At 70.1% G+C, this 10,705-nt stretch carries 11 protein-coding genes and 1 rRNA gene; 11 read left to right on the top strand and 1 reads right to left on the bottom strand.

Annotated features, from left to right (window positions below; genetic code table 11):
- From rrf to IG94_RS0126605, 11 genes are all read left to right on the top strand, one after another.
- Positions 1-99: ribosomal RNA gene (rrf, locus tag IG94_RS39745) — 5S ribosomal RNA — on the top strand; the annotation flags it as partial.
- Between the two features lie 110 nt (positions 100-209).
- Positions 210-818, top strand: a complete 609-nt coding sequence (gene clsA, locus IG94_RS0126650; RefSeq protein WP_031042328.1) for a cardiolipin synthase ClsA — start codon at positions 210-212, stop codon at positions 816-818.
- 112 nt (positions 819-930) lie between these two features.
- Positions 931-3,426 (top strand): mannose-1-phosphate guanyltransferase, encoded by a 2,496-nt coding sequence (locus tag IG94_RS44120; RefSeq protein WP_031042325.1) that lies wholly within the window; start codon positions 931-933, stop codon positions 3,424-3,426.
- A 166-nt stretch (positions 3,427-3,592) separates the two neighbouring features.
- A complete protein-coding gene (locus IG94_RS0126640) occupies positions 3,593-4,429 on the top strand; it encodes a DUF881 domain-containing protein (RefSeq protein WP_031042322.1) in 837 nt (278 codons plus the stop codon).
- Positions 4,426-4,758, top strand: coding sequence for a small basic family protein (locus IG94_RS0126635; RefSeq protein WP_003977440.1), 333 nt, complete (start codon positions 4,426-4,428; stop codon positions 4,756-4,758). The genes IG94_RS0126640 and IG94_RS0126635 overlap by 4 nt, the downstream gene beginning before the upstream one ends.
- 5 nt (positions 4,759-4,763) lie before the next feature.
- Positions 4,764-5,636, top strand: a complete 873-nt coding sequence (locus IG94_RS0126630) for a DUF881 domain-containing protein (protein ID WP_031042317.1) — start codon at positions 4,764-4,766, stop codon at positions 5,634-5,636.
- A 61-nt stretch (positions 5,637-5,697) separates the two neighbouring features.
- The gene (locus tag IG94_RS40780) at positions 5,698-6,633 is read left to right on the top strand and encodes a zinc-ribbon and FHA domain-containing protein (RefSeq protein ID WP_078892428.1); all 936 of its coding nucleotides are present in this window, start codon (positions 5,698-5,700) and stop codon (positions 6,631-6,633) included.
- Positions 6,634-6,676: 43 nt separating this feature from the next.
- The gene (gene ftsR, locus IG94_RS0126620; protein WP_031042310.1) at positions 6,677-7,417 is read left to right on the top strand and encodes a transcriptional regulator FtsR; all 741 of its coding nucleotides are present in this window, start codon (positions 6,677-6,679) and stop codon (positions 7,415-7,417) included.
- Between the two features lie 84 nt (positions 7,418-7,501).
- The gene (locus tag IG94_RS0126615; RefSeq protein ID WP_078535699.1) at positions 7,502-7,975 is read left to right on the top strand and encodes a bifunctional nuclease family protein; all 474 of its coding nucleotides are present in this window, start codon (positions 7,502-7,504) and stop codon (positions 7,973-7,975) included.
- Positions 7,976-8,168: 193 nt separating this feature from the next.
- Entirely contained in the window at positions 8,169-8,855 is a 687-nt protein-coding gene (locus IG94_RS0126610) for a MerR family transcriptional regulator (protein WP_211269690.1), read from the top strand.
- An 83-nt stretch (positions 8,856-8,938) separates the two neighbouring features.
- Positions 8,939-10,390 carry a DNA polymerase IV gene (locus IG94_RS0126605; protein WP_031042300.1) on the top strand — a complete coding sequence of 484 codons (1,452 nt, stop codon included), beginning with the start codon at positions 8,939-8,941 and terminating at the stop codon, positions 10,388-10,390.
- Here IG94_RS0126605 and IG94_RS0126600 read toward each other — a convergent pair.
- Positions 10,306-10,683, bottom strand: coding sequence for a PRC-barrel domain-containing protein (locus IG94_RS0126600; RefSeq protein ID WP_031042297.1), 378 nt, complete (start codon positions 10,681-10,683; stop codon positions 10,306-10,308). The genes IG94_RS0126605 and IG94_RS0126600 overlap by 85 nt on opposite strands.
- Positions 10,684-10,705: the final 22 nt, after the last annotated feature.

The following is a 10,705-nucleotide window of genomic DNA, read 5'->3' as shown; positions in this document are numbered from 1 at the left end:
GGGGAAACGCCCGGTTACATTTCGAACCCGGAAGCTAAGCCTTACAGCGCCGATGGTACTGCAGGGGGGACCCTGTGGGAGAGTAGGACGCCGCCGAACTTCTTTTAGAGCTCTGGCTCTTGGGCACGCAGCCCGAGAGCCAGAGCTTTTTTGCGTTGAGGTAGGGTCGGGGAGCATCATTGGCTCGTTTCCCTCCAGGAGGCCCCCGCGTGGAGGTCCAGGAGACCCGCGTGCAGACCGACCGGGTCCTCACCATCCCGAACATCCTCAGCATGGCGCGCCTGGTCGGCGTGCCACTCTTCCTGTGGCTCATCCTGCGGCCCGAGTTCGGCGGCCCGCAGAGCGATGGTTGGGCGCTGTTGGTGCTGGCCCTGAGCGGGGTCAGCGACTACCTGGACGGAAAGCTCGCGCGGCGCTGGAATCAGATCAGCAGCCTCGGCCGGCTCCTGGACCCTGCGGCTGACCGGCTTTATATCCTGTCCACGCTGGTGGGTCTCACGTGGCGCGAGATTCTCCCGCTCTGGTTGACCCTTGTACTTCTCGCTCGCGAAGCGGTCCTGCTGGTGATGGTGGCCATCCTCCGCCGGCACGGCTATCCGCCGCCGCAGGTGAACTTCCTGGGCAAGGCGGCCACGTTCAACCTCATGTACGCCTTCCCGCTGCTTCTGCTGAGTGACGGAAGCGGGTGGATCGCGTCACTCGCCGCTGTTTTCGGATGGGCGTTCGCCGGATGGGGTACAACCCTGTATTGGTGGGCAGGTGTTCTCTACGTGGTGCAGGTGCGCCGCCTGGTCCGTGCGGACACCGCGGCCGATTGAACTCGCTGATGGTCCGGTCCTGGTGGTCGGATGGCCCGCGCTGGAAAAGTGCGGGACCCTGGACGGGTGAAGTCGGCTTAACCGTCATCTCTTAGAGGAGGACGCTTCCGACATGAAGGCCGTCGTGATGGCTGGCGGCGAGGGCACTCGCCTTCGTCCCATGACCTCGAGCATGCCCAAGCCGCTCCTGCCGGTGGCCAACCGGCCGATCATGGAGCACGTGCTGCGGCTGCTCAAAAGGCACGGGCTCAACGAGACCGTCGTCACCGTCCAGTTCCTGGCCTCGCTGGTCAAGAACTACTTCGGTGACGGTGAGGAACTCGGAATGGAGCTCACCTATGCCAACGAGGAGAAGCCACTCGGTACCGCCGGAAGCGTCAAGAACGCCGAGGAGGCATTGAAGGACGATGCCTTCCTCGTCATTTCCGGCGATGCGCTGACCGACTTCGACCTCACCGATCTGATCAATTTCCACAAGGAGAACGGTGCGCTCGTCACCGTGTGTCTGACGCGGGTCCCCAACCCGCTGGAATTCGGCATCACGATCGTCGACGAAGAGGGCAAGGTCGAGCGCTTCCTGGAGAAGCCGACCTGGGGCCAGGTCTTCTCGGACACCGTGAACACCGGCATCTACGTGATGGAGCCCGAGGTCTTCGACTACGTGGACCCCGATGTGCCCGTGGACTGGTCGGGTGACGTCTTCCCGCAGCTGATGAAGGAAGGCAAGCCCGTCTACGGCTATGTCGCCGAGGGCTACTGGGAGGACGTCGGCACCCACGAGAGCTATGTGAAGGCGCAGGCCGACGTCCTCGAACGCAAGGTCGACGTCGACATCGACGGCTTCGAGATCTCGCCCGGCGTCTGGGTGGCCGAGGGCGCGGAGGTGCACCCCGACGCCGTCCTGCGGGGACCCCTCTACATCGGCGACTACGCCAAGGTCGAGGCCGGCGCCGAGATCCGGGAGCACTCGATCGTCGGCTCCAACGTCGTCGTGAAGAGCGGTGCGTTCCTGCACAAGGCCGTCGTGGCCGACAACGTGTACGTCGGGCCGCACAGCAACCTGCGGGGCTGCGTGGTCGGCAAGAACACCGACATCATGCGCGCCGCGCGGATCGAGGACGGCGCGGTCATCGGTGACGAGTGCCTGGTCGGTGAAGAATCGATCATCCAGGGCAACGTCCGCGTCTACCCGTTCAAGACCATCGAGGCCGGCGCCTTCGTCAACACCTCGGTGATCTGGGAGTCCCGGGGGCAGGCGCACCTCTTCGGCGCCCGAGGGGTGTCCGGCATCCTGAACGTGGAGATCACCCCGGAGCTCGCCGTCCGGCTGGCAGGCGCCTACGCGACGACCCTCAAGAAGGGCTCCACCGTCACCACGGCCCGCGACCACTCCCGCGGCGCCCGTGCGCTCAAGCGGGCGGTGATCTCCGCGCTGCAGGCCAGCGCCATCGACGTACGCGACCTGGAGAACGTACCGCTGCCCGTGGCGCGGCAGCAGACCGCGCGGGGGAGTGCCGGCGGGATCATGATCCGCACCACCCTCGGTGTGCCGGACTCCGTGGACATCATGTTCTTCGACGGCCAGGGCGCCGACCTGTCGCAGGGCAGCCAGCGGAAGCTGGACCGGGTGTTCGCGCGGCAGGAGTACCGGCGGGCGTTCCCCGGAGAGATCGGGGACCTGCACTTCCCGTCCAGCGTGTACGACTCGTACACGGGGTCGCTGCTGCGCAACGTCGACATCACCGGGATCGCGGACTCCGGGCTCAAGGTGGTCGTCGACGCCTCCAACGGCAGTGCGGGACTGGTACTGCCCAGCCTGCTCGGGAAGCTGGGGGTCGACTCGCTGACCATCAACCCCGGCCTCGACGAGGCCAGGCCGACCGAGACGGCCGACATGCGCCGGTCGGGGCTGGTCCGCCTCGGGGAGATAGTGGCGTCCTCGCGGGCCGCGTTCGGGGTGCGGTTCGACCCGGTCGGTGAGCGGCTTTCGCTCGTCGACGAGAAGGGCCGGATCATCGAGGACGACCGCGCGCTGCTGGTGATGCTGGACCTGATCGCGGCCGAGCGGCGCAGCGGCCGGGTCGCCCTGCCGGTGACCACCACCAGGATCGCCGAGCAGGTCGCGGCGTACCACGGCACGCAGGTCGAGTGGACGACGACCTCGCCCGACGACCTCACGCGGGTCGGAGGGGAAGAGGGCGCGATCTTCGGCGGTGACGGCAAGGGCGGCTTCATCGTCCCGGAGTTCAGCAGCGTCTACGACGGCACGGCGGCCTTCGTGCGGCTGATCGGGCTGGTCGCCCGGACCCAGCTCACGCTGAGCCAGATCGACGCTCGGATTCCGCGGGCGCACGTCCTCAAGCGCGACCTCGCCACTCCGTGGGCGGTCAAGGGCCTGGTGATGCGACGGGTGGTCGAGGCGGCCGGGGACCGGTCCGTGGACACCACGGACGGGGTGCGCGTCGTCGAGACCGACGGGCGCTGGGTGATGGTGCTGCCGGACCCGGCGGAGGCGGTGACCCACCTGTGGGCCGAGGGCCCGGACGACGCCTCCGCGCAGGCGCTGCTCGACGAGTGGTCCGCGGTGGTGGACAGCGCGGGCCGGTAAAGACGCCGCACGCGCGCGTGCCGGACAAGTGTCCCCAAGGGGGCCTGTCCGGCACGCCGGTGGGGCCGTTCGGAGGTAGGGGCGGCGGCGTGCGACGATGTGCGGCATGCCGCAGCAACCCCCCGTTCGGAGCACATCGACGCGGCCTGCCCGTCCGGACGCGTCCATGTCATTGCTCACCAATGTCATGGACCACAGCCTCGACGACGGATACGCCGAGGCGGCCGCCCGGAAGAAGGCCGACGGGAGCGGCGGCCTGCCCAAGACCCTCAGGGCCAAGCTCGGACTCGCGGCGGGTCTGGTGCTCGCGGCCCTGGTCGTCACGGTCGGCGCGGCCCAGGCACGGGTCGCCGCTCCCGTCGTGGCCAAGGAGCGCGAGGAGCTGGTCGACCGCATAGAGGAGGAGACCTCGGCGGCCGACGAACTGGAGAAGAGCATCGACGAGCTGCGGGACGACGTCGGCGCCCGCCAGCGCGAGGCGCTGGAGAAGAGCGGCGACGGCGACCGGTCCGACCTGGTGGGCATCCTGTCGGGTGCCTCCGAGGTGCACGGGCCCGGTGTGAAACTCGTGGTGGACGACGCGAAGGAAGCCGGCACGGGAGGCGACGGGCAGGCGCGCGGGACCTCGGACTTCTCCGACACCGGGCGCCTGCGCGACCGGGACATGCAGCGCGTGGTCAACGGGCTGTGGGAGTCGGGAGCCGAGGCGGTCTCCATCAACGGGCAGCGTCTGACGGCACTGTCGGCGATCAGGGCCGCCGGAGACGCGATACTGGTCGACAACAGGCCGCTGGTGCCGCCGTACACGGTGCTCGCGGTGGGGGACGGCGAGCGGCTGAGCAGCACCTTCCAGGACAGCGCCGACGGGCTGTACCTGCACGCCCTGCAGGAGAACTACGGCATCCGGACCGCCATCTCCGTCGCGGAGGACCTCAAGCTGCCGGCCGCGCCGAGTGTGATCGTACGTACAGCACAACCGATAACCGAGAAGGGCACATCGTGATCGCCGTACTGGGCCTCGTCGTGGGAGTCGTGGCCGGACTGTTGGTCCGGCCCGAGGTGCCGGCGGCCGTCGAGCCGTATCTGCCGATCGCCGTCGTGGCGGCGCTGGACGCCGTGTTCGGCGGCCTGCGGGCCATGCTCGACGGCATCTTCGACGACAAGGTCTTCGTGGTGTCGTTCCTCTCGAACGTGGTCGTGGCCGCGCTGATCGTGTTCCTGGGCGACAAGTTGGGCGTGGGTGCCCAGTTGTCCACGGGTGTCGTGGTCGTCCTCGGCATCCGCATCTTCTCCAACGCGGCGGCGATCCGGCGCCACGTGTTCCGGGCGTGAGACCGATGAGCGATCACGACGGGCAGCCGTCGAACCGGCTGCGCAAGGAACTGCCCGCAGAGCTGCCGCCGGCGCGGCCCCCGGCCGCGGACGCGCCGTCCTCGGACACCCCGGCGGGCGACGCCCCGGAGGGGGACCGGTCGGCGTCGGCCGGGCTCACCGGCCGGGACCGGCTCTTCGCGGGGCTCTGGCCGCCGCGCCTGACCCGGGCCCAACTCATCGTCGCCCTGCTCCTGTTCGGTCTCGGGTTCGGCCTCGCCGTCCAGGTGGCCTCGAACAGCGAGAGCGACGGCGCGCTGCGCGGTGCCCGCCAGGAGGATCTGGTGCGCATCCTCGATGAACTGGACGACCGTACTCAGCGTCTTGAAGACGAGAAGCAGGGCCTCGAGAAGCAGCGGGACGAGCTGGAGAACAGCTCCGACCAGGCCGAGGAGGCCCGTAGGCAGACGCTGGAGAAGGAGCGGCAACTGGGCATCCTCGCGGGCACCGTGGCCGCGCAGGGTCCCGGGATCACGGTGACGATCGAGGACACGAAGGGAGCGGTCGAGGCGGACATGCTGCTCGACGCGATCCAGGAACTGCGTGCGGCGGGTGCGGAGGCGATCCAGGTGAACGGTGTGCGGGTCGTCGCGGGCACCTACCTCACGGACTCCGACAAGTCCGTGAGCGTGGACGGGAACAAGATCAACGCGCCCTATCGTTTCCAGGTCATCGGCAAGCCGCAGGACCTCGAACCGGCTCTCAACATTCCTGGAGGTGTGGTGCAGACTCTGGAAAAGGAACAGGCCACCGTTACTGTTGAGCAGTCGAGCAAGATCGTCGTGGATGCCTTGCGAGCGGCGGAGCGGCCTGACTACGCTCGGTCGTCCTCCCAGTGAAGCGGCGGTGCATGAGGGGTGTCCGGCGAGGGCATGAGGTTGCGGGGGGTCGGCGCACCGATTGGGCGGTGCGTGGTGGAAACTGTCTGGTGGAGGCGGACGTTGTGAAGATGTCCGGGTCGGCCAGTACGGTCAGTCAGGGTTCGTCCTGCCCCACGGGCGGGTCTGTTTCGGTCAAGGGGAATCGCCCGTGAAGTTGTTTGCGAAGTTGTTCGGCAAGAGCGCGCGAGAGGGCGGCGACAACGCGACCGCCCGCCATCGCGCCCAGCCCGACGCGGAGGGCGCACGCCCGATGTTCCGGGACCAGGTGGGTGGCCCCGGCGCGCCGTCTGTTGACCCTGCTCAGTCCGGCGGCATAGGTTTCGGCCAGCCCTCAGCCTCAGGTCCGGGTGGAGGGTTCACCCCCGACCCGTACGCGTCGAACGCCCCGGCGGGGCAGCCGCGGCAGGAGGATCCGTCCATGTCGGCCCTGGTCTGTACGAGGTGCGGCAACCGCAACGCGGAGAACAGCCGTTTCTGCTCCAACTGCGGCGCTCCGCTGCGTGCCGGTGCGGTCCCGGAGCGTGCGTCCGAGACGACCTCCACGATCTCCATCTCCGGCCTGGAGGCGTACGACGCGGAGGCCACCGGCCAGACGGCGGTGCCGGCGCTCTCTCCCGAGGCGCAGGCGGCGGTCGACGCGCTGCCGCTCGGCTCCGCGCTCCTGGTCGTGCGCCGCGGTCCGAACTCGGGCAGCCGCTTTCTGCTCGACGGCGAGCTGACCACGGCCGGGCGCCATCCGCAGAGCGACATCTTCCTCGACGACGTGACGGTCTCGCGCCGGCACGTGGAGTTCCGTCGCGCTCAGGACGGTTCCTTCACCGTCGCCGACGTCGGCAGCCTCAACGGCACCTACGTCAACCGGGAGCGCATCGACCAGGTCGCCCTGTCGAACGGTGACGAGGTGCAGATCGGCAAGTACCGGCTGGTGTTCTACGCGAGCCAGCGGGGTTACTGACCCGCCCCCGGGTCCCGCCCCGGGGAACCACCAGGGAAGGTCCATGCTTCATACACCGAGCGGCGGTGCCGGGCAGCACGGCACCGCCGCCACGGACAGTGGGCTGATGAGCATCGGCGCGGTGCTGAACGCGCTGCGTGACGAGTTCCCCGACATCACCATCTCCAAGATCCGTTTCCTGGAGTCGGAGGGCCTGGTCGAGCCGCGGCGGACTCCGGCCGGGTATCGGAAGTTCAGCGCACACGACGTCGAGCGCCTCGGCCGGGTGCTGCGCATGCAGCGGGACCACTATCTGCCGCTCAAGGTCATCCGCGACCATCTGGACGCGGTGGAGCGTGGTGAGGCCGTCTCCCTGCCGACCGTGGGCCGGCAGCGGGACGGGGAGGCCGCACCGGAGCCGGCCGAGGGCCCGACGGTGGCCAGGATCGGCCGGGACGAGCTGCTCGCCGCCGCCGGGATCGAGGACCGGGAACTGGCGGAGTGGGAGTCCTACGGACTGCTCGCCCCGCTGCCCGACGGGGCCTACGACGCCGAGGCGGTGACCGTGGCGTCCCTGGTGGTCCAGCTGGGCCGGTTCGGGATCGAGCCGCGTCACCTGCGGGTGATGAAGGCGGCCGCCGACCGGGAGGCGGGCCTCGTGGACCAGGTGGTCGCCCCGCTGAAACGACACCGCAACCCCCAGACCAGGGCACATGCCGAGGCGCGTACCAAGGAACTGGCGGGACTGGCCGTGCGGCTGCACGCGGCGCTGGTGCAGACCGCGCTCGGCGTGCGACTGCCCTGATCCGGACCCTGCGGCGGCCCCGGATCGCCCACCCGATCCCGGCCCGACTACCCAAACGTCCCGGGCACGGCCTAGGGTTGGTGTGTGAACGAGCTCGATGTCGTAGGTGTCCGGGTCGAGATGCCCTCCAACCAACCGATCGTGCTGCTGCGCGAGGTAGGAGGCGACCGTTACCTTCCCATCTGGATCGGACCCGGGGAGGCGACGGCGATCGCCTTCGCCCAGCAGGGCATGGCTCCGGCACGTCCGCTGACGCACGACCTGTTCAAGGACGTGCTGGAGGCCGTCGGCCAGGAGCTCACGGAAGTGCGCATCACCGACCTGCGGGACGGGGTCTTCTACGCGGAGCTGGTCTTCGCGACCGGCGTCGAGGTGAGCGCCCGGCCGTCGGACGCCATAGCGCTGGCGCTGCGCACCGGGACGCCGATCTACGGCAGCGACACGGTCCTCGACGACGCGGGCATCGCCATCCCGGACGAGCAGGAGGACGAGGTGGAGAAGTTCCGCGAGTTCCTCGACCAGATCTCCCCGGAGGACTTCGGGACCAGCAACCAGTGACCGGTGTGGGCGATGACGGCGAGGGGCGACGCGGGGCCCGGGAACGGGCACATTCGGCCAGCCTTTCCCCGAGACAGGGCACGCGAAACCACTCGTAGGGTGATTATCACTCGGCGTGCCGAGTGTGGCGATCGTTGACGCACCCTTGGTGACTGCCTACCTTCGAGGAGGCAGGTCAAGGACGGAGGTCGGCGTGAGAATCAGCGGCGACGGTACGGCTGGGGGTGGCCCCGGGCACGGTCTCGGGGTGAGTGGTCCGTACCCTCCCCCGGGCTCACGGCTCCGCACGGACGGGGGGTACCCCCAGCACGGCGGCGCGGCCGATCCGGCCCCGCAGCGAGCGGCTGCCGTGCCGACGGGCAAAGGGGCGGCCGCCATGGCTTCGGAGCAGATCGGCTACCGCGGGCCGACGGCCTGCGCGGCCGCCGGCATCACGTACCGGCAGCTCGACTACTGGGCCCGTACGGGCCTGGTCGAGCCCAGTGTGCGGCCCGCGCACGGCTCGGGGACACAGCGTCTCTACAGCTTCCGCGACGTGGTCGTGCTGAAGATCGTCAAGCGTTTCCTCGACACCGGGGTGTCGCTCCAGAACATCCGCACCGCCGTCCAGCACCTGCGGGAACGCGGTTTCCGCGACCTGGAGCGGATGACGCTGATGAGCGACGGCGCCACCGTCCACGAGTGCACCTCGCCCGACGAGGTCCACGCGCTGCTCCAGGGCGGTCAGGGCGTCTTCGGGATCGCCGTCGGCGTCGTGTGGCGGGACGTCGAGGGCGCGTTGTCGCAGCTGCACGGCGAGCGGATCGACACGGGGGAGACCCTGGTCGGCCACAACCCGGCGGACGAACTGGCCCGGCGACGCAGCAACAGGGCGGTCTGAGCACCGGTGCCGAGCCCGGCACGGTCCCGGGCCGGGCGGCGCCGTCGTCGGCGTTGTCAGTGGCGTAGGGCAGCATCAGAGGTGTGAGAACCTCGCCCACGATCCTGCATCTCGACATGGATGCCTTCTTCGCCTCGGTGGAGCAGGCGTCCAAGCCGAGCCTGCGCGGCAAGGCCGTGGTCGTGGGCGGTCTCGGCCCGCGCGGAGTGGTCGCCACCGCCTCGTACGAGGCCCGGGTCTTCGGCGTGCACTCGGCGATGCCCATGGGCCAGGCCCGCCGGCTGGCCCCCAACGCGGCCTACCTGGTGCCGCGCTTCGAGCTGTACAGGTCGATCAGCGAGCAGGTGATGGCGCTGTTGCGGGAGCTGTCCCCGCTGGTGGAGCCGCTGAGCCTGGACGAGGCCTTCGTGGACCTGGAGGCGGGCGGCTCGGCCCGGGACGCGGAGTCCGCGCGGCTGGCCGGGACGAAGCTGCGCACGGACATCCGCGCCGTCACCGGCCTCACCGGGTCCGTGGGCCTGGCCGCCTCCAAGATGCTGGCCAAGATCGCCTCAGAGGAGGCCAAGCCCGACGGGCTGGTCCTGATCCCGCCGGGGACCGAGCGGGCCATGCTGGAGCCGATGACGGTGCGGACCCTGCCCGGGGTCGGGCCGGCGACGGGAGACCATCTCCGGCGGGCCGGCATCACCACGGTCGGTGAACTCGCGGAGGCGGGCGAGGACGAGCTGGTGCGGTTGCTGGGCCGGGCGCACGGACACGCCCTCCACGCGATGGCCCTGGCCCGCGACGAGCGGCCGGTGGTGGCCGAGCGGGAGACCAAGTCCGTGTCCGTGGAGGACACCTACGACGTGGACATCCACGACCGGGTGCGGGTCGGCGTCGAGGTGGAGCGGCTGGCGGACCGGTGCGTGCGGCGGCTGCGCGGGTCCGGACTGTCCGGGCGGACCATCGTGCTCAAGGTCCGCAGGTACGACTTCTCCACGCTCACCCGCTCCGAGACCCTGCGCGGCCCCACGGACGACACGTCGGTGGTGCGGGAGGCGGCCGCCCGGCTGCTGGACTCGGTCGACACGACGGGCGGTGTGCGGCTGCTCGGGGTCGGCGTGAGCGGTCTCGCCGACTACACGCAGGAGGACCTGTTCGCGCAGGCGGCCGGCGGCCGGGACGAGATGCCGGCCGCGGAGCCGGAGCCCGAGCCCGCCGCCGAGCCGCGGCCGGCCCCCGCCGAGCGCCGGTGGCCGTCGGGACACGACGTCCGGCACGCGCGGCACGGGCACGGGTGGGTGCAGGGCAGCGGTCTCGGGCGGGTCACCGTGCGGTTCGAGACGCCGTACTCCGAGACCGGCCGGGTGCGGACCTTCCCGATGGACGACCCCGACCTGACCCCCGCCGACCCGCTGCCGCTGGTTCCGCCCGCGTCGCGAAGACCCGGTGGGGCGGGGGCGGGACGTCAGCCCTCGTCGTTGCCCTTGCCCGCCAGCTTGCCGAAGTCCCGGTCGGGGAGCGGGGGAGGGGCCGCCACGTCGAGCCCGTAGTGGTGGTAGAGCTGGAGTTCCTGCTCCGGCGAGAGATGCCGGCCGACGCCGAAGTCGGGTGCCTCCTTGATCAGGGACCGGTCGAAGGGCACCCGCACCGTGCCGTCCACCAGCTCGCTCGGCTCCAGGGGCACGAAGGCGTCCCTGCTGAACAGGCCGGTGCGTATCGCCGCCCACTCGGGGACGCCGGTGGCATCGTCCAGGTACACCTCGTCCACGGTGCCGATCCTGGCGCCTTCGCGGTCGAACGCCTTGCGGCCGATCAGGTTCCGCGGATCGATGTCAGTACGCACGGGGCCCTCCACTTGATCGCAC

The sequence above is a fragment of the Streptomyces olivaceus genome (assembly GCF_000721235.1).
Classification (GTDB): Bacteria; Actinomycetota; Actinomycetes; order Streptomycetales; family Streptomycetaceae; genus Streptomyces; species Streptomyces olivaceus.
This window is presented reverse-complemented; position numbering and strand designations above follow the sequence as displayed.

Coding starts and splice junctions, on each gene's coding strand:
- IG94_RS44120 (WP_031042325.1), top strand. CDS start 931: ATGAAGGCCGTCGTGATGGCTGGCGGCGAGGGCACTCGCCTTCGTCCC.
- IG94_RS0126640 (WP_031042322.1), top strand. CDS start 3,593: ATGTCATTGCTCACCAATGTCATGGACCACAGCCTCGACGACGGATAC.
- IG94_RS0126630 (WP_031042317.1), top strand. CDS start 4,764: ATGAGCGATCACGACGGGCAGCCGTCGAACCGGCTGCGCAAGGAACTG.
- ftsR (WP_031042310.1), top strand. CDS start 6,677: ATGCTTCATACACCGAGCGGCGGTGCCGGGCAGCACGGCACCGCCGCC.